The 19,298-nt window shown below is 42.9% G+C and carries 18 protein-coding genes; 9 read left to right on the forward strand and 9 right to left on the reverse strand.

The features are described from left to right. Positions 1-353 precede the first annotated feature (353 nt). Entirely contained in the window at positions 354-602 is a 249-nt protein-coding gene (locus tag HT574_RS07910; protein ID WP_175244138.1) for a hypothetical protein, read from the reverse strand. Between the two features lie 450 nt (positions 603-1,052). Here HT574_RS07910 and HT574_RS07915 point away from each other — a divergent pair, with 450 nt between their 5' ends. From HT574_RS07915 to pflA, 3 genes are all read left to right on the forward strand, one after another. Beyond that, complete coding sequence (locus tag HT574_RS07915; protein ID WP_175244209.1) at positions 1,053-2,441, forward strand: amino acid permease; 1,389 nt, start codon at positions 1,053-1,055, stop codon at positions 2,439-2,441. Positions 2,442-2,691: 250 nt separating this feature from the next. Beyond that, the gene (gene pflB, locus HT574_RS07920) at positions 2,692-4,941 is read left to right on the forward strand and encodes a formate C-acetyltransferase (RefSeq protein WP_175244139.1); all 2,250 of its coding nucleotides are present in this window, start codon (positions 2,692-2,694) and stop codon (positions 4,939-4,941) included. 57 nt (positions 4,942-4,998) lie between these two features. Further along, positions 4,999-5,745, forward strand: a complete 747-nt coding sequence (gene pflA, locus HT574_RS07925) for a pyruvate formate-lyase-activating protein (protein WP_175244140.1) — start codon at positions 4,999-5,001, stop codon at positions 5,743-5,745. A gap of 420 nt (positions 5,746-6,165) precedes the next feature. On the opposite strand, the gene HT574_RS19845 is transcribed toward pflA, so the two are convergent. Then, positions 6,166-6,318 (reverse strand): hypothetical protein, encoded by a 153-nt coding sequence (locus HT574_RS19845; protein WP_254698610.1) that lies wholly within the window; start codon positions 6,316-6,318, stop codon positions 6,166-6,168. A gap of 72 nt (positions 6,319-6,390) precedes the next feature. Between HT574_RS19845 and HT574_RS19850 the strand changes: the two genes are divergently transcribed. Further along, positions 6,391-6,618: a hypothetical protein gene (locus HT574_RS19850; RefSeq protein ID WP_254698611.1), complete on the forward strand. Its 228-nt coding sequence runs from the start codon at positions 6,391-6,393 to the stop codon at positions 6,616-6,618. 70 nt (positions 6,619-6,688) lie between these two features. On the opposite strand, the gene HT574_RS20470 is transcribed toward HT574_RS19850, so the two are convergent. The 7 genes from HT574_RS20470 to HT574_RS07965 all read right to left on the reverse strand — a co-directional run bounded on the left by HT574_RS20470 (position 6,689) and on the right by HT574_RS07965 (position 12,483). Then, positions 6,689-6,946 (reverse strand): hypothetical protein, encoded by a 258-nt coding sequence (locus tag HT574_RS20470; RefSeq protein ID WP_175243814.1) that lies wholly within the window; start codon positions 6,944-6,946, stop codon positions 6,689-6,691. A 468-nt stretch (positions 6,947-7,414) separates the two neighbouring features. After that, positions 7,415-8,047: a response regulator transcription factor gene (locus tag HT574_RS07940; protein WP_175244141.1), complete on the reverse strand. Its 633-nt coding sequence runs from the start codon at positions 8,045-8,047 to the stop codon at positions 7,415-7,417. Further along, positions 8,044-9,081 (reverse strand): sensor histidine kinase, encoded by a 1,038-nt coding sequence (locus HT574_RS07945; RefSeq protein WP_081160695.1) that lies wholly within the window; start codon positions 9,079-9,081, stop codon positions 8,044-8,046. Before HT574_RS07945 ends, HT574_RS07940 begins: the two co-directional genes overlap by 4 nt. Further along, the gene (gene liaF, locus HT574_RS07950) at positions 9,078-9,806 is read right to left on the reverse strand and encodes a cell wall-active antibiotics response protein LiaF (protein WP_175244142.1); all 729 of its coding nucleotides are present in this window, start codon (positions 9,804-9,806) and stop codon (positions 9,078-9,080) included. Before liaF ends, HT574_RS07945 begins: the two co-directional genes overlap by 4 nt. A gap of 104 nt (positions 9,807-9,910) precedes the next feature. Then, on the reverse strand, positions 9,911-10,555 hold the full coding sequence (locus HT574_RS07955) for a PspA/IM30 family protein (RefSeq protein WP_175244143.1): 645 nt from the start codon (positions 10,553-10,555) through the stop codon (positions 9,911-9,913). A gap of 17 nt (positions 10,556-10,572) precedes the next feature. Next, positions 10,573-10,923: a lmo0954 family membrane protein gene (locus tag HT574_RS07960; RefSeq protein ID WP_175244144.1), complete on the reverse strand. Its 351-nt coding sequence runs from the start codon at positions 10,921-10,923 to the stop codon at positions 10,573-10,575. Positions 10,924-11,121: 198 nt separating this feature from the next. Beyond that, the gene (locus tag HT574_RS07965) at positions 11,122-12,483 is read right to left on the reverse strand and encodes an ATP-binding protein (protein ID WP_175244145.1); all 1,362 of its coding nucleotides are present in this window, start codon (positions 12,481-12,483) and stop codon (positions 11,122-11,124) included. Positions 12,484-12,706: 223 nt separating this feature from the next. On the opposite strand from HT574_RS07965, the gene HT574_RS07970 reads away from it, so the two are divergent. The 5 genes from HT574_RS07970 (at position 12,707) to manA (ending at position 19,289) form a co-directional block, all read left to right on the forward strand. Further along, positions 12,707-14,230, forward strand: a complete 1,524-nt coding sequence (locus tag HT574_RS07970) for an FAD-dependent oxidoreductase (protein ID WP_175244146.1) — start codon at positions 12,707-12,709, stop codon at positions 14,228-14,230. A gap of 145 nt (positions 14,231-14,375) precedes the next feature. Beyond that, positions 14,376-15,779 (forward strand): PTS fructose transporter subunit IIC, encoded by a 1,404-nt coding sequence (locus HT574_RS07975; protein WP_175244147.1) that lies wholly within the window; start codon positions 14,376-14,378, stop codon positions 15,777-15,779. A 75-nt stretch (positions 15,780-15,854) separates the two neighbouring features. Next, complete coding sequence (locus tag HT574_RS07980; protein WP_175244148.1) at positions 15,855-17,864, forward strand: BglG family transcription antiterminator; 2,010 nt, start codon at positions 15,855-15,857, stop codon at positions 17,862-17,864. Further along, entirely contained in the window at positions 17,827-18,279 is a 453-nt protein-coding gene (locus HT574_RS07985; RefSeq protein ID WP_175244149.1) for a PTS sugar transporter subunit IIA, read from the forward strand. Before HT574_RS07980 ends, HT574_RS07985 begins: the two co-directional genes overlap by 38 nt. Before the next feature lie 53 nt (positions 18,280-18,332). Further along, positions 18,333-19,289, forward strand: coding sequence for a mannose-6-phosphate isomerase, class I (gene manA / locus HT574_RS07990; RefSeq protein WP_175244150.1), 957 nt, complete (start codon positions 18,333-18,335; stop codon positions 19,287-19,289). Positions 19,290-19,298 lie beyond the last annotated feature (9 nt).

A 19,298-nucleotide genomic window follows, 5' to 3' on the forward strand; every position in this document is an offset into this window, starting at 1 on the left:
AATGTGAACCTCCCCGACTAAATCAAAAATTCTATTCGGGACATCCATTGTCTTCAATACAGCTGTACTTACGCTGTTTTTAACGTTTTTATCGTGAAAAGTAATGGTTTCCCAAACCCAATCGTTGTTTTTATAAATTTTCATTTGCGCTTGGTTTCGGGATAAACGTTGAAACATATTCCCTTTATAAAAAACGGGAAAAGCATGATGATCAACTCGAAAAGACGGAGTTTTTTTCGTAAACCTCTTGCTTTGGAAAATCGCCTTCATTCATTCATTTTCCCAATTTTCGAGGTTGGAATAATAACTTTTTTACGTCTCCGAACGCCTTCGCAATCGCCGTTCTTCGAAAATTAAGAAGGAAATTTATAAAAATGATCCGTAAAATTATATTTCGGGAAAGGATTGGTTTTGGTTCGATGGATGAGCTTTTCGACTGCCGGGATCACTTGTTTGTTATTTAAATGTTTCAGATGATCAAACTCTTTTTGAATCACATCGGCAATAAACGCCAACGCCTCCCGATAGATGGTTATCGTTGGTTCGAATGTTTTTGCTCCGTGAGAAATAATTTTGTTTTTTATCGTTTTGGTTTTTTCCAAGCTAACTTTTCCTATCAAACAAACCTTTTATCCGAACATTTGTTTTGCGTCTTTATTATAAAATATTTTATATTTAGTTGAAAGAGGTCGATTTTATAAATTTTACATCTTTAAAAAACATCCCTCGACGAACCCCTCCTAAATGTTTAGCATTATAGAAGGGGAATGCGTTGACGGTTTCGGTTCAAGTACGCGGGCAAATTGCGCCCGCAAATTGCCAAAATGAATTCCCCCATGGTGGAGCATACTAAATACAACAAGATCAATAACTACATTCCGATTTTGTTAATTTTATTAATATTATTACAATAATAAAAACAACGACTATTTACCATATAAATACATTTACAAATACTTATAAATTATGTACCATATTCATGTAAGCGTTTTACAAAATGTTTTGGATATAATCACCGTTGTCCTGACGGATGGGAGGAAACAAAGATGCAAATGGCAAAAAATGAACAAAAACTGCATCGCGGACTAGAGGAGCGACATATTTCGCTGATGTCCCTTGGGGCTGCAATCGGAGTCGGGCTATTTCTCGGCTCTGCAAATGCCATCAAACTAGCGGGACCGGCGATTTTACTTGCATATGCGGTAAGCGGCGTGGTTATGTTCTTTATTATGCGCGCGCTCGGAGAGATGGCCGTGGAAAACCCAGTGGCCGGTTCATTCAGCCGCTATGCGCACAACTATCTAGGACCGCTTGCTGGTTACTTAACCGGATGGAACTATTGGTTTTTATGGGTCGTTACTTGTATCGCGGAAATTACGGCTGTCGGCATTTATATGCAGTTTTGGTTTCCGGACACGCCAAGATGGATATGGGCGCTGGCCGCTTTAGTCTTGATGACATTGATCAATTTCCTCGCTGTCAAAGCGTACGGGGAATTAGAATTTTGGTTTGCCCTTATTAAAATTGTTACGATTGTATTTATGATTGTCGTCGGTTTTGGCATGATTTTGTTTGGCATCGGCAATGGCGGAGTCGCCACCGGCATCAGCAACCTTTGGAAACATGGCGGATTTTTCCCGAACGGCATTACCGGCGTATTAATGTCCTTGCAAATGGTAATGTTCGCTTATTTAGGAATTGAAATGCTCGGCGTCACAGCCGGCGAAGTGAAAAACCCGGAAAAATCGCTCACCCGGGCCATTAACACCGTATTTTGGCGCATTTTAATTTTCTATGTTGGTGCACTGTTTGTCATTATGTCGATCTATCCATGGAATGAAATCGGACAAAAAGGAAGCCCATTTGTGCTGACGTTTGAAAAAATCGGCATTCACACTGCTGCGGGGATCATCAACTTTGTCGTGTTAACCGCGGCCTTGTCTTCCTGCAACAGCGGCATCTTTAGCACCAGCCGAATGCTCTTTAACCTTGCCGAACAAAAGGAAGCGCCGCCTTCTTTCGCCAAATTGACAAAACGCGGCATTCCTGGAATCGCACTGATCGTCACAGCCATCGCAATGCTGTTTGGCGTTTATTTAAACTATGTTTCCGAAAAAGTATTTCAATGGGTAACGAGCGTTGCCACATTCGGCGCGATTTGGACATGGGCGATTATTTTGCTGGCGCAATTGCAGTTCCGCAAACAATTAAGTCCAGAAAAACAACAACAATTAAAATATAAAATGCCGCTTTACCCTTACAGCTCTTATGTTGCTCTCGCCTTCCTCATCGGAGTTACCGCTTTGATGGGCTATTTCAAGGATACGCGAATCGCTCTCTACATCGGACCAGCCTGGCTTATCTTGCTCGTTGCCGTCTATTATGCAAAAGGCATGCATAAGCGTCATGCCCGCGCTTCTGAGGAAAAACAAGTCAGCTAAACAACCGTCTCCATCCCTATAAAAGGGATGGAGATTTTTATTTTTCACCTCCTTCTTCATGTTTATTGCTTCTTTTTCTCGATCTGTTATATCGTTATATCATCATTTATTTCATATTGCTCAATATTTCACAAACTATTCAATAATAGATGGTTATAGTCATCAAAAAATGTAATATTGTATAGACGAAAGCTGTTATATTATTTTTATCAGCCTGTTATATTTACAGGCGATTGGGAGGGGATCTGTTATGAAACAAACCACTGTTGTATTAGACCCTTGGCGAAATTTTAAAGGGTCAAAATGGAAAAAGTCCATTGATGTCCGTGACTTTATTTTAAACAACGTAACTGTTTACTATGGGGATGAATCATTTCTAGAAGGACCTACAGAAGCAACAAAAAAACTATGGGAACAAGTGATGGAATTGTCGAAACAAGAGCGCGAAAAAGGCGGCGTTCTCGATATGGACACATCTGTTGTTTCGACCATCACTTCCCATGGACCAGGTTATTTAAACAAAGACTTAGAAAAAATCGTTGGTTTTCAAACAGATAAACCGTTTAAACGCGCATTAATGCCGTTCGGCGGCATCCGCATGGCACAGCAATCATGCGAAGCTTACGGCTATAAAGTAAGCGACGAAATAAAAAAAATTTTTACGGAATATCGCAAAACACATAACCAAGGTGTATTCGATGTTTACACCGAAGAGATGAAATTAGCGCGCAAAGCCGGAATCATCACCGGTCTTCCAGACGCGTACGGACGCGGCCGTATTATTGGCGACTATCGTCGTGTAGCATTATACGGCGTCGATCGTCTGATTGAAGAAAAACAAAAGGATTTGAAAAATACTGGCGCAAGAACGATGACAGAAGACATTATCCGTCTTCGTGAGGAAATTGCTGAACAAATTCGCGCGTTAAACGAATTGAAACAAATGGCATTAAACTACGGTTACGACATTTCCAAACCAGCGCGAAACGCACACGAAGCATTCCAATGGCTCTATTTCGCTTATCTTGCCGCTATTAAAGAACAAAACGGCGCAGCGATGAGCTTAGGACGCGTTTCTACCTTCTTAGATATTTATATCGAACGCGACCTACAAGAAGGTACACTAACAGAAAAAGAAGCACAAGAACTTGTCGACCATTTCGTAATGAAATTGCGCCTCGTCAAATTCGCAAGAACGCCGGAATATAACGAACTATTTAGCGGCGACCCAACATGGGTAACAGAATCGATCGGCGGAATGGCTATCGATGGTCGTCCGTTAGTAACGAAAAACTCGTTCCGCTTCCTTCATACGTTAGATAACTTAGGACCTGCGCCAGAACCAAACTTAACGGTACTTTGGTCGAAACAATTACCGGAAGCGTTCAAAGAATATTGTGCGAAAATGTCGATCAAAACAAGCTCGATTCAATATGAAAACGATGACTTAATGCGCGTTGAATTTGGCGATGACTACGGAATTGCCTGCTGTGTATCGGCGATGCGAATCGGTAAACAAATGCAATTTTTCGGAGCGCGCGCCAACCTTGCGAAAGCATTGTTATATGCGATTAACGGCGGCGTCGATGAAAAATTAAAAATTCAAGTTGGCCCTGAATTTGCGCCAATTACCTCCGAATATTTAGATTACAATGAAGTCATGCGTAAATTTGATCAAGTGCTTGAATGGCTTGCCGAACTTTATATTAATACGCTTAATGTCATCCATTACATGCACGACAAATATTGTTACGAACGAATTGAAATGGCGCTTCATGATACCCACGTTTTACGTACAATGGCAACTGGTATTGCCGGGCTATCGGTCGTCGTCGATTCGTTAAGCGCGATCAAATACGCAAAAGTCAAACCGATTCGCGATGAAAACGGCATTGCCGTTGATTTTGAAATTGAAGGCGACTTCCCGAAATACGGGAATAACGATGATCGCGTCGACCAAATTGCAGTTGATTTAGTCGAACGTTTTATGACGAAATTGAAAAAACATAAAACGTATCGCGATTCGAAACATACGCTATCGATTTTAACGATTACATCAAACGTCGTATACGGGAAAAAGACAGGCAATACACCAGATGGCCGCCGCGCCGGCGAACCATTTGCCCCGGGAGCGAACCCGCTACACGGCCGCGACACAAAAGGAGCGCTCGCTTCGTTAAGCTCTGTCGCGAAATTGCCATATGAACATGCATTAGATGGCATCTCGAATACGTTCTCAATCGTACCGAAAGCGTTAGGAAAAGAAGAACAAACCCGTGTTCGTAACCTTGTCGCCATTTTAGATGGTTACATGGAAAAAGGCGGGCACCATCTCAACATTAACGTGTTGAATCGTGAAACGTTATTAGATGCGATGGAACATCCAGAAAAATATCCGCAATTAACGATTCGCGTCTCTGGATATGCCGTCAACTTCATTAAATTAACTCGCGAACAACAAATTGACGTCATTAACCGCACGTTCCACGAAACGATGTAACTATCTTCCCCCTCCTTCTTGAGAGGAGGGGATTTCTCTTAGGAAGGTGATCATCCTATGAAAGGGTTTATTCATTCGATTGAAACATGCGGTACCGTCGACGGCCCAGGCCTTCGTTATGTCCTCTTTACACAAGGATGCGTGCTGCGCTGTCAATATTGTCATAACGCTGATACATGGGAAATTGGAAAAGGAAAAGAAATGACCGTAGAAGAAATTATCGAGGATGTGAAAACGTACTTGCCGTTTATCAACGCCTCCGGCGGCGGAATTACCGTCAGCGGCGGGGAACCTTTGTTACAAATCGACTTTTTAACCGAGCTATTTAAAGCATGCAAACAACTGGGCATTCATACAGCGATCGATTCATCAGGGGGATGCTACACGACGGAAGCGTCATTCCAGCAAAAATTAAATGAATTGCTTTCCTATACGGATTTAATTTTACTTGACTTAAAACATATCGATGAAAAAAAACATCGGAAACTGACGGGAAAAACAAATAAACATATTTTACAATTTGCTCGGTTTTTGTCCGAAAAAAACGTTCCTGTTTGGATTCGACATGTTCTCGTTCCAACCATTACAGACGACCCTAATGACTTGCGCCGTCTCGCTGCTTTTATCCGTACGTTAAACAACGTCAAAAAAATTGAAATTCTGCCATATCATAAATTAGGAGTATACAAATGGAAGGCACTTGGATTGAAGTACCCTTTGGAAGAGATTGAACCTCCTTCGGAAGAAAGCGTGCAAATGGCACAGCGAATTCTAAATGGAATGGAAAATGGAGTGCCTCTTTAAGAAGTTTTTTCTGTTTATATGTTTAGAAGATCTTCTCATTTCCTTCATTGCAGTGAAACTGAAACATATACATGAAAAAGGATGGCCCGCCACGCTTACCAGCGAGTATATGGACGATCCTCTTTATGGGGGAGGTTGTTTTAACATGTCCACCGAGAAGCCTCCCACCTTTAAACAGAGTGTAGGTGGGGGAGGAATCGGTTGTTTTTTCTCCCAAAAGAAGAACATATGTTCTATACTATTCTTACCCATGATTTGGTGAAAGGAGGACCTACCATGCTTCGTGGGCAAAAAGTGGCCTTCCGGGCATCGAAGGCGGGCCTTGAGCGGCTTCGGGCTTGCAATCGGGAATTGGCTCGTGTCTGGAATGAGTCCCTCCGATTGGCCAAAGAGCATTTCCCTCAACACGGCCGCTGAATCTCAAAAAGCGAGCTGTAAAAACAAACGAAAAGGCGATTCCATCTTCACAGCCAGTCCATTCAAGCCGTCTGCCACCAATACCTCTTCGCCTGGTAATCCGCTCGAGCCGCTATCCAGAAAGGACATCGCCACGTTCGTTATCCGTACAAACACAAGAGATTCTTCAACACCAAATGGGCGAAAGACGGATTCACTATTCATGAAAATGGGAAAATCACGCTGTCCATGGGCATCCATGGCGGAAAACACGAAAAACCGATGATCGTCTACGTCTCACAGCTGCCGCAGGGAACGATCAAAGAAATCGAATGTTGTTATGATCATGGCTGGTATCTTGCCATCACCTGTGACAACGGCCAGGAAGCGAAAGCGTACCAGCCGGGGCATGCGGTTGGCGTCGACCTTGGCGAAATCCATACGATCGGGGCGTTTTGCGAAATGGCCAATCCTTGATCATCACGGGGCGAAAGGTGCGCTCGCTTCACCGGCTGCGGAATAAAAAACTGGCGGAGATCCAGCGGCGTCAATCGAAATGTCGAAAAGGATCACGCCGATGGAAAAAGTATGAGCGGGCGAAACAATACGGGTTATCAAAATCCGAAAGACAGTTGCGCGATGCTACGCCACGTTTTGTTTCTTCCACTGCCAGCTTTGCTAATGCCATATGCTGATTGAGCCCAGCTAACGCCATTTCTTTGACGATATGATTGATCGTTTCTTGATCATAATCTCGAAATTGTTCTAATGCTTTCTGTGCATTAGCAACAAGCTTATCAACCATTTTTACCGCTTCGATTTTTTATTGATCACTCTTTCCCCAACAGCCATACATAGTCTCCTTCCATTGTAAAATATTTCCCAATAAAACCAAAAAAATATAAGATGAGAATATTTCCAGGAAATATTCCCATCTATTACAACCCCATCATAACTAGGCAACGGAATTTTTAGTTTGTCTAATTTGTGAAACATTGATCAATTTGTTCATAAAATGTTCAAAAATTCACTGTTCGTCAAAAACTGTTTCATATCTTTCCTTCCTTACCTATCTTCCATCCTGCCAGTAGTTGTATTTTTCGATAATGAGCTTAGGCGTTATTTTCTTCTAAAACTTGAGGCATCATTCCACATTACACGTCTTAAGTTTGATGCAAAATCAGTATATAAGAAGGCTGCCTTAGGGCAACCTGCGTAGACTATGACAAATTGGGTTTCGATGAATGCCTGAAGTCTAATTTATATATGGAAGCTATTTGACTAACGAATGTTTAAATGCATAAATGACCGCTTGTGTGCGATCTTGTACTCCTAATTTGCTTAATATGTTGCTGACGTGGACTTTCACCGTTTTCACCGCAATAAACAACTCATCAGCGATTTCTTGATTCGTTTTTCCTTGCGCCATTAACAAAAGCACTTCCATCTCCCGGTTTGTCAATTCTTCGTGAGGGAAGAGTTCTTTCTTTTGTTTCATTTTTGTCATCACTTTATTCGTCACTTCCGGTTCCAACACCGATTGACCGTAAAACGTCGCGCGGATCGCGTTGGCAATTTCGTTCGCTTTCGACGTCTTTAGCATATAGCTCGTTGCTCCGGCTTCCAAAGCCGGATACACTTTCTCATCATCTAAAAAGCTTGTAACAACGATAATTTTCGCTTCCGGCCATTGGGCAATAATGTGCTTTGTGGCTTCAATTCCGTCCATCTCCGGCATCACTAAATCCATTAAAATAATATCCGGACGCAGCTCTAGTGCCAGATCTATCGCTTGTTTTCCGTTATCGGCTTCTCCCACCACTTCCATATCCGGCTGTGACGCCAAAAACGCAGAAACCCCGATTCTCACCATTTCATGATCATCGGCCAATAAGACACGGATCACGATGTTCCCTCCTCTATGATTGGCACTTTCACCTCTAACCGCGTTCCCTGATTGGGCACACTGACGATTTGCAGCGTTCCGCCAATCTCCAGCGCACGCTCATGCATATTTTGCAAACCGTACGACCCTGCTTTCACTTGGTCGACGTTGAAGCCGACGCCATCATCTGATACACGCAAAATGACAAGTTGGTCTCGTTTCACTAACAATACTTCCAATTTTGTCGCCTTGGCATGACGAAGCGTATTGGAAATCGACTCTTGCAAAATGCGAAATAAATGGTCTTCTACCCCTTTATCAAGCGGAATGTCTTCCACTTTCCACTCGATATGCATTGGCACTTTTTGCTTTAGCTCCATCAACAACTCTTGAATCCCTTCTTTTAGCGATTTGCCCTTCAGTGCTACCGGGCGAAGGTGAAGCAATAACGCCCGCATTTCCAATTGCGATTGGTGAATCATTTCTTCAATTAAACGAAACTGTTTTTCTTCGCGCTCATCAGAAAACGTTTTTGTTTCATTGATGGCGGAAATAAGCATCGAGGCGGCAAACAGCTGCTGGCTAACGGAATCATGAAGCTCGCGCGCAAGCCGATGCCGTTCCTGGGAAATGATATCTTGAATCCGCTTTTCTTGCTCTTCCGCCTTTTCATTGGCGAGCCGCTGCGACAATTTCACTTGTTCCGTCATCTGCTTTTGAATTTTTTGAACGCGCGCTACTACCGCCGCCGCTTCTTTCAGCTTTGAAGGCTCCAGAGGGGAAACAGGCTGGCCATGTTCAAGCTGGCGCAGTGAATCCATCACCGTCCGCCACTGTTTTTGCGAAAAAAATCCGAACATAATCCCAAACGCTATTCCAGCGGCAACACTAACCCCCGCCATAAATAAAAGGAACGGAACACCCATGATTTCTTTTTCCCATAATAAAGACCAGTTCGGTAATGGATACTTGAGAAATATTAGCACCGCCGCAATGATGGAAACGAACAGCGAAAAGGCAATTCCCGTAACAATGTAACGCTGCACCGTATTCATACATGCTTCACCTCGATTGTTCCAATGATCATCGAGGTGAGTATTTTGACTTTTTGCTCCGCTTCCTCATATCCTTTTGTTTGAAAACAAACGATTTCGTTCCACAAATTCGCTTCCTTTCGCTCAAAAACAATAGCGGAACCATAGATCACCGAATGGTGCAGACGCACTTCCACCTCATACGGCACAAGGATTTGTACGTTCCCGATCAAATGACGGATGACAATGACCGCTTCTCCTCGCGGAAGCACCGTATAGCTTAAATCAATCACCACATCGGAAATCCCGCCTTGAATGTTAATATCTTCCCATTCATAAACACGTTCAGGTGTTTTTTGGCTGCTAAAGAAGCTGTTTTTCCAGCGCGGTTTTCGTTCAAGGAGGGAGGATGTGTCATGCTTTCGCTCGACCATGACTGGCTGTATCTGCACAGGAGCTTTTTTCGATTGCATGTACTGCCAAATGATATACACCAAAATAAAAAACAGGGAAATGCGAAATGTCACCATGCTAGCTAACGAAATGACGAAACTAATGAGTCCAAACCAAAACAGAATAACGCCTGATAGCTTCGGCATCCGCTTTCGTCCTATATACATACAGCCAATCGCAAAGAGCAGAAAGAAAACATCCCCATGTTGAAACAGTAGCAGTTCTGCCAAAAAGAGAATGATGGCGATCATGACAAGCCTAGCGGCAAGATCTGTTTTTTGCTGACGAAACATCTCTCTTCCTCCCTCCTTTATGACGATTGCCGCATCTCCATTATATAGCTAGTGAAAAAAGGGCGCTAATTACGTATACGCCCTTTTAGAATACCACGTTTTCGTTATGAAATTGAATTTGTCTTTTCTGTTTCCAGCTTTTTCTCCAATTGCGCGATACGTGCGTCAATCGTGCTTGCATAATAATTGGCTTTGACGTTTTGTTCCAGGCGTTCTAAGTATTGTTCCATTTCGTGAAAACGAGAATAAGCGGTATCGTTCCATCCTGCCTGCAGCACTTTATCCATTCGATAATGCGCGCGTGCGACATTTTCCCGCCCCATGAGCTGCATGCGGCGAATGTGCATATCTTTTAATTTATGTTTCATTTCTTCATATTTTCTTTCTAACTGTTCCAGCTCGTTTGTTGCTTGCTGGAGCAACTCTTGTATTCGCAATGCTCTTTCTTCATATTTTGCCTGTTCCAAAACGGCAAATTCATATAGTTCATTTTCCCCCGCCTGGGAAGCAATTTGCGCTTGATACTTTCGCTTATCCGCAAGCTCTTTCGCCTGGTTGTATTCGCGCGTGAGTTCTGTCTTCAACAGGTGCTGCCGCTCCAGCAGATGGCGAACCTTTTCGGCCTCCTTTTCGCATTGCCGTAAATATTCATTTAATAAAGCAATTGGGTTTTGCTTTTCTTTTTGATCGATCATCTCATGTAAATCAGCCATGATGATATTTTTGATTCTCGTTAATAAATCGGCCATCACTGTTTTCCTCCTTTTTAAAAGTTTCTTTCTAACTCTGCCCACTGCTTTTCAAAGTGAGCAAACGGGTCATCCATTTCTTTCGGTTTCATCTGTTTTGTTTCATTCCATTTTTTATAAACTACATACAATACATATGCAGCGGCAACTGCAATGAGCGCAGGCGCATTCGAAGCGGAAGCAACGAAAGCGACGATTCCGATCGCGATCCAAAACAGTTTTTTCATCGTTGTTTCCGCTTTCATCCATCGTTTCCATGCGTAATACAAAATGACAAGGCTCACTGCCAAAACAGCGAGAGAACCAATGTTTGCGAAGAGCGTAACCGCCGCAATCGCACCGAGGACAAACAATCCAATCTTTTTCACCTTTTTCCCTCCTTTCTGTCTTCCATCCTACCAACCGTTCCTTATTTCGATAATGAGCCAAGGCGTTATTTTTCTCTAAGACCTAAGGCGTAATTTTCTGATCAACATCCATTATGGTTTCGATGCGCACCATTTCCCAAACATTGCAAAAGACTTCGATACAACATAAAAAAAGAAGGCGGCCTAATGGGCGCCTTCCTATTCCGTTGCTTTCATATACGCTTGTTTCGGATGATTCGGCTGATCTGGATATTTCAGACGGATTTTTCCTTTCTCCAATAGCTTGCCTAAATAGTTGTTTCTTAATCCATCTGGCGTTCTTTCCAACAGAGCCGCTAATTCCTTTAACATTAGCGGCCTTTGCGCACAAAGCTGTAAAATGATATTTTCCATCACACTTGGTGGCAATCGTTTTTTCTTTCTCGCTAGCTCCGCAATATTCCATAATTTCTCGTCGATTTCATCAGAAGGTAACTCTTTATTTACGGAGTTAGACAATTTATTTACGGAGTTAGGTTCGTTATTTATGGAGTTAACACCATTATTTACAGAGTTGGACAGGTTATTTACGGAGTTCGGTCCGTTATTTACGGACTTTTCATCTTTATTCACGGAGTATATTTCGTTATTTATGGAGTTAATCTCCTTATTTAAGAAGTTGAGATCGTTATTTACGGAGTCCGTTTCTTCGTCCATAAATGAAATATCGATTTCTTCCTCATCATGCTGTTTCATATTTTGAGGTATATCTGTTTCATAGGCAGCCGCTGTTTCCGCTGGAAAATGAAATGGATATAGTATAACGATCGTCCGTTCCGGATTCGAATGTTGAATAAATTCTGGCTGCTTCCAGCTCCGATCATTCCAGGTAGCCGCAATATGCTTTAAACCAAATCCGGCCCGCTTGCAAAGACCGATTAAAATAAACATTTTAAATAAATTCGGATTGCGAAGATTGCTCATATGTCCCGAAAGCGCAGAATCGACCGGGATGCGGAACAACCCCGGATTGGCAAAACGAAATATGCCATTTTCTTTTTCGATGATAATGCCGCCTTCTCCTAAATAATCAGCATGCACAATCGCATTAATTAGCGCTTCGTACACCGCTGTTTGCAGCGCGGAATCCATCTCATGGTGCTGAAGCTGTGAGATGACTTTATGATAAAAATCATATAAGTTACCCGACCATGTACCATCCTGCGAGGTAAACCGCGTTGTCCAGTCGTCGGTTACTATACCGTTCAAACTTTCCCGATATTCCAGGAAGTATTGTGGTAAAACTTCCGTGATGATGCGTTCCTCGCTAAACATTAACAATCCTGCTAATGTAACCCCTTCTTTGCTGCTGTCCCGCAGTTTTCCCCATGCACCAATTTTGTATAAAAATTCCTTCGTCTCCAACCCATTCCATGGATGATTAGGTTTTACCGCAGCAAATTTTTCGCGATAACTTTTTACCGATTCAAAATTTAGTTCATTTAAACCGTAATGCTCCAAAATCGAGCTATCGTGCCAAACAGCTGCATTTTCTTCACGGAAACTTGAATATTTATTCACTCCCGATCTTCCTTTAACTATTATTTTTATAAAATATACGTATCATTCTTTATTCCTATTGTATCATCTTTCGTTTTTCTTGCGTGCAATTACCAAAAAGAAAAAGCCGATGCCGTTTTTTACACCTGCCTTTCCGTACACATATTTTCTAATACTGGCGGATAGTTTTTCCCTCATAAGGCCAAACTAATAAAAATACTATTAAAGGAGGCCTGCGTAATCTATGCCATCTCTTCCATCATCACTGGAACCATATTGGCGGACATCTGTCGAGCTGCCTTCGTTTCCAAAACTAGAAGAAGATATTCGTACCGATGTTGCCATTATCGGCGGAGGAATCTCTGGAATTACCACTGCTTATTTGCTTGCTAAAAAGGGGGTTCGTGTCGCTTTATTAGAGGCCGATCGCCTTCTCAACGGAACAACCGGTCATACGACTGCAAAAATTACGGCACAGCACGACATCATTTATGATGAGTTTATTCAACACCTTGGACAGGAAAAGGCGAAGTTGTACTATGAAGCATGCATGGACGCATTGCGTTTTATCCGCAATACGGTCGAGCAGCACGACATCGATTGCGATTTTATGGAACAGGATGCATATATATACACTACTTCTTCTGACTCACTAACCAAATTAATCAATGAATGGAAAGCATATGAAAAGCTCGGCATCGAAGGAGCGTTTGTAGAAACGATCCCGCTTCCGATTCCAGCGAAAGCCGCGGTCGTCATGAAAAATCAAGCCCAATTTCACCCGCTGAAATACTTAATGAAACTAGTCGACACGGTTGTCCAAGCGGGCGGAAAAATCTACGAATACACGCCTGCCGCGGATATCGAACAAGGACAGGCGCTGACCGTTGTCACCCGCGACAAAAAGCGGGTGACGTGCGAACATGTCGTCATTTGTTCCCATTTTCCGTTTTATGACGGCGGTTTCTATTTTTCGCGCATGTATGCGGAACGCTCTTACGTATTAGGCGTGAAAATCGCTGAAACCTATCCTGGCGGCATGTATTTAAGCGCGGACGCCCCAAAGCGTTCCGTCCGCTACACCACCATGAATGGAGAAAACTTAATTTTAATCGGCGGGGAAAACCACAAGACAGGACAGGGCGTTCCAACAATGCAGCATTACGAGTCATTGCAGTCGTTTGCCTCGGAGTTATTTACGGTGACCGACATCCCTTACCGCTGGTCGGCGCAAGATTTAACAACGCTCGATAAAGTGCCGTACATCGGGAACATGACCGCGGACACGCCGAACATTTATGTCGCGACAGGGTACCGCAAGTGGGGCATGACAAACGGAATAGTGGCGGGGCTATTAATCAGCGACCTGATCCTAGGACGCGACAACCGCTACCGTGACTTATATACACCGTCGCGGTTTTATGCCGACCCAAGCGTCAAACATTTTCTTACGCAAAATATCGATGTCGCAAAACATCTTGTCGAAGGGAAAATCGAAGTGGCTGTCCGCAATCCGGAAGACTTGGCCAACGGTGAGGGTGCGGTCGTGACCGTAAACGGAAAGCGCGCTGGCGCGTATAAGGATGAAAGCGGGACATTGTTCATCGTTGATACGACATGCACCCATATGGGATGTGAGCTGGAGTGGAACAGCGGCGACCGCACTTGGGACTGTCCGTGCCACGGCTCGCGCTTCTCTATTCACGGCGATGTCGTCGAAGGACCGGCGCAACGACCTTTAAACAAAATAGAGGACTATCCATCATAATCAAGAGCTGCCCAAATAAGGCGGCTCTTTCTCTATTCCACAACTTTTTACCGGAACTTACGGTATCTATTTATTCTATTTCCGATGTCGAATTACGTTAATATTAAATTGTGAAAGGGCTTACAATAAAAAGGGGGGAACAACGTTGAAACTGCTTGCCATTACTTCATGCCCTAACGGTATTGCACACACATATATGGCCGCCGAAAAACTAGCAAAAGCAGCTGAAAAAATGGGACATGAAATTAAAGTAGAAACACAAGGTTCCATTGGAGTGGAAAATGAGTTAACTCCAGAGGACATTCAATCTGCAGACGGAGTTATCATTGCTGCCGATAAACAAGTAGATAAAAGTCGCTTCTATGGAAAACGAGTGCTCGAGGCATCCGTCACAGACGGTATCCGTAAACCTGAAGAGCTCATTGCTAAATTTGAACGTAACGAAGTTCCAGTATACGGAAAGCCACAGTCCGATACACTCAAAACGATTGAAGAAGTAAAAACAGAAAGAAAACAAAAACAAAGTCCTATTTACCGTAACTTGATGAATGGCGTTTCCTATATGATCCCATTCGTCGTGATCGGTGGGCTTTTAATTGCTCTTTCTCTCGCTATTGGCGGCGAACCAACGGACAAAGGTCTTGTTATCCCAAAAGGGTCTATATGGAACGATATTCTAAATGTAGGAGCAGCTAGCTTTACCTTCATGGTTCCAATTTTATCTGGCTTCATCGCAATGAGCATCGCTGATCGCCCTGGTCTCGCGCCTGGTATGATTGGTGGTTATATTGCAGCAAATGGAAGTTTTTATGGCAGCGAAGCAGGCGCTGGATTTATCGGAGGAATTATTGTTGGATTTTTAGCTGGTTACATTGCAAAATGGATTAAAAGTATTCCTGTTCCGAAAATCGTTCAACCTATTATGCCAATACTTGTAATCCCATTATTTTCCTCGATCCTTGTAGCAGTCATTTTTATTTTTATCCTTGGACAGCCAATTGCCGGCATTATGGAATGGCTTACTTCTTGGCTCAATAGTATGCAAGGAGCTAGCAAAGTTATTCTTGCCATGATTCTCGGAGCAATGATTGCGTTTGATATGGGAGGGCCTGTCAATAAAGTTGCCTTTTTATTTGGTTCTGCTATGATTGCAGAAGGAAATGTCCATATCATGGGGGCGATTGCTGTAGCGATTTGTATACCGCCTCTTGGACTAGGATTAGCCACTTTACTTAATAAATCCAAATTTACGGAAGAAGAACGGGAAGCTGGAAAAGCGGCGCTCGCTATGGGACTCGTCGGTATCACTGAAGGCGCTATTCCATTCGCAGCGCGAGATCCTCTTCGCGTCATCCCAAGCATTATGATCGGTTCGATGGTCGGCTCCGTCATTGCCATGTTAAGCGGTGTTACCGACCATGTACCACACGGCGGCCCGATTGTTGCAGTATTCCAAGCTGTAGAACATGTACCGATGTTTTTCGTATCCATCATTATCGGAATGGTTGTCACTGCTTTACTTGTCAATGCCATTAAAAAAACTGTTTAGTTCGCCTCATTTCAGAATCTCTGCTATAAGCAAAGATTCTCCCTTTTTATCTATTGAAAAAGGAGGTGAGCATTGATGCTTTCCCGCCATAAACAATTATTAAAGCAGTTATTAGCTGCTCATACGCATACTTCGGTTGCAACGTTGGCAAGTCAACTAGTTTGTTCGGAAAAAACGATTCGTAACGATTTAAAAGCACTCGATGAATTTCTTTCTGAGAAATACCCAAACATTGTTATAGAGCGAAAACCAAGTGTCGGAGTCATTATTAGAGGAAAAGAGACGGAAAAACAAAAGCTTCTTCATGATTTGGCCCGGCTTGAAGAAACAAATTCTTCCCAAGATTATCGGAAACTTCAATTAATAAAAATACTTCTCACAGAAGATAAACCGGTAACGATGCAACAGCTCGCCGAACAATTTTATATTAGTAAACCAGCTATTCAAAATGATTTAGAAGAAATCGAACAATGGCTGCAATCGTTCGGCCTCGTACTTATTCGGAAACCTCACCTCGGCATAAAAGTAGAAGGAACCGAACAGGCATGGCGTACCGCCTTATCGCGATTAGTAGAACTTCTTGTAGACCATTCTTACTATATATTCGACGCCAAGCAACTAAAATTAATCGAAGACGTATTGAAGCCATACGAGCTTGCCTTGATTGAAAAAGAAATACGAAAAATGGATGAATGGCTTGAATTTCCTCTTACCGATCAGTCTGTGATCAGTTTAACAGTGCATATCGCTATTGCAATCAAACGGATCAAAATGGGCCATCGTATTGATATCCATACAAATCAATTGCAAGAGTTGCAAACAAAACCAGAGTATCGGCTTGCCGAACAATTGGCAAAACAAATCGAACAATGGATTGCTGTAAAAATTCCTGATGAAGAAATTGGGTATATCACGTTGCACCTGCTTGGCGCAAGATTGCGATATGATCAGACAAATGAAAAAAAAGATATCGAACAACTGTTAACAAAAATGGACAACGAAGCATTGCAAATCGCAAAAGAGCTTATTCATGATATTTCTTTGCATACCGATGAACGTTTACGTAAAGATAAAGAGTTATTAATCGGGCTTACGATCCATATTCATTCTACACTCAATCGATTGCGGAACGGGTTAGCCGTAAAAAATCCCTTATTAAAAGATATCAAACAAATGTATCGCTATCCGTTTGAAATCGTGTTGTCACTGATCCCAAAAGTCGAGAAAAAAATAAATGTTCCAATTCCCGAGGATGAGGTCGCCTATATTGTTCTTCACATTCAAGCGGCTTTGGAACGGATACAGCACAAGAATGAAAAAATAAGAGCGGTTATTGTTTGTGCCACTGGTTCGGGAACATCCCGGCTCATCGAAGCAAAGATATCCGCTGCCTTTCCAAAATTGGAGATTGCTGCTGTTGCATCTATCGCGAAACTCAATGAAATCATTGCTGCGACAAAGCCAGATGTGCTTATTAGTACTGTTCCATTGGAACATCGAAAAATTCCTGTGATCACGGTAAGCCCACTGCTGCCAAAACCAGAACTTGATATGATAGAACAATGGATAGAACGTGTGTCCCAGCCAAGCCGCTATGAAATGTTGAGACAACTAATGAACCCTTCATGTATTTTTCTTGATATATCGGTTTCCAATCGCTTTGAAGCCATTGACTATATAGCAAATGAACTTTGTAAACGAGGATATGTAAAACAACTATATGGACAAAGCGCCAAAGAGCGTGAAGCGCTTTCCTCGACATATATCGGTGGGGGAATCGCCATTCCACATGGTCAAATTCAATGGATTAATCAATCTGTTGTTGCCGCGGCTCGTTTATCTTCACCAATTGATTGGGATGGTGAGCAGGTAAAATTTGTGTTGATGATTGCCCACCGTCTCAACGATAACAGGCAAATAAAAAAACTGTTTCAAGAAATAGCTCTTCTTTCCGAGGACGAACAAATGCTAAAACAGCTATCCATCTGCAAAACAGCAGATGAATTTATCAATTACTTCAAATCTAGAAAGAGGGGAGAAATCGGAAATGAAATTAACAGAATTAATGACTATGGAATTGATTGAGCTACAACTGAAAGGGGAAACGAAAGATGAGATTATGGAAGAAATGGCTACCATGATCGATCGTTCTGGCGCCTTATACGACAAAGAAGCATATAAACAATCGCTGTATCATCGCGAAATGGAAGGAAGCACAGGCATCGGATTTGGTATTGCGATTCCTCATGGCAAAAGTCATGCTGTAAAACAAACGTGTGTTGCCTTCGGGGTAAAACGTGGCGGTGTAGACTGGGACAGCTTAGATGGCGAAAAAGCTCAGCTCATTTTTATGATCGCTGTGCCAGAAGAACAAGCGAGTAACGAACATTTAAAAATTCTTCAATTCTTATCTCGAAAACTTATGGATGATGAATTTCGCGAACATCTTTTACAAGCAAAAACAAAAGAAGAAATCATGCAATTATTCGAACAAGTATAATGTATAATGAAGATATGGCATTCATGTATAACTCTATAAAAGGGGGGATTCCCATGCAAATCGAGCCAATTTTTCTCACTCCTATTTTTCAAGAGCGCATTTGGGGTGGTACAAAGCTAGCGGAACGATTCGGCTATTCGATTCCGTCGCCGCATACAGGCGAATGCTGGGCGGTATCGGCTCATCCAAATGGTCAAACCGTGATTAAAAACGGACCGTTTCAAGGAATGACGCTGGGACAACTTTGGGAAGAGCGCCGCGACTTATTTGGCCACTTTCCATCAGATCGCTTTCCATTGTTGACGAAAATTTTAGATGCCAACGCCGATTTATCAGTACAAGTGCATCCTGATGACGCGTACGCGCAAAAACATGAAAATGGCGAACTCGGGAAAACAGAATGCTGGTATATTATCGACTGTAAACAAGGCGCAGAGCTTGTTTATGGGCATCATGCAAAAACGAAAGAAGAACTGAAGGAAATGATGGAACAAGGACAGTGGGACAAACTGCTTCGCAAAGTCCCAATCAAGCCCGGCGACTTTTTCTATGTCCCGAGCGGCACGATGCACGCCCTTTGCGAAGGGACGCTCGTCCTCGAGACACAGCAAAGCTCAGACACGACCTATCGCGTCTACGACTATGACCGCGTCGACAGCAACGGGAAGAAACGCGAACTCCATTTAGACAAAGCGTTTGACGTCATTACCGTCCCGCATCGTGATGCTGCCGTTCATCCGCGCGTCACACAAATGGACGGCGCTGTCGTTACCACCTTTATCGAAAGCGACTATTTTGGCGTGCAAAAGTGGGAAGTGGACGGGACTGCCGAATTCGAGCAAACGCGGCACTTTTTGATCGTCAGCATCCTTGCCGGACAAGGGGAACTCGTATCCGGAGAACGTTCTTACATACTGAAAAAAGGAGATCATTTTATTTTGCCGCATCAATTTGGCCGCTTTGCCATTAAAGGAGCACTGGAAGCGATCGCCTCATGGCCGCGCGCATAATACCAAAGG

Source organism: Parageobacillus sp. VR-IP (assembly GCF_013357975.1).
Classification (GTDB): Bacteria; Bacillota; Bacilli; order Bacillales; family Anoxybacillaceae; genus Saccharococcus; species Saccharococcus caldoxylosilyticus.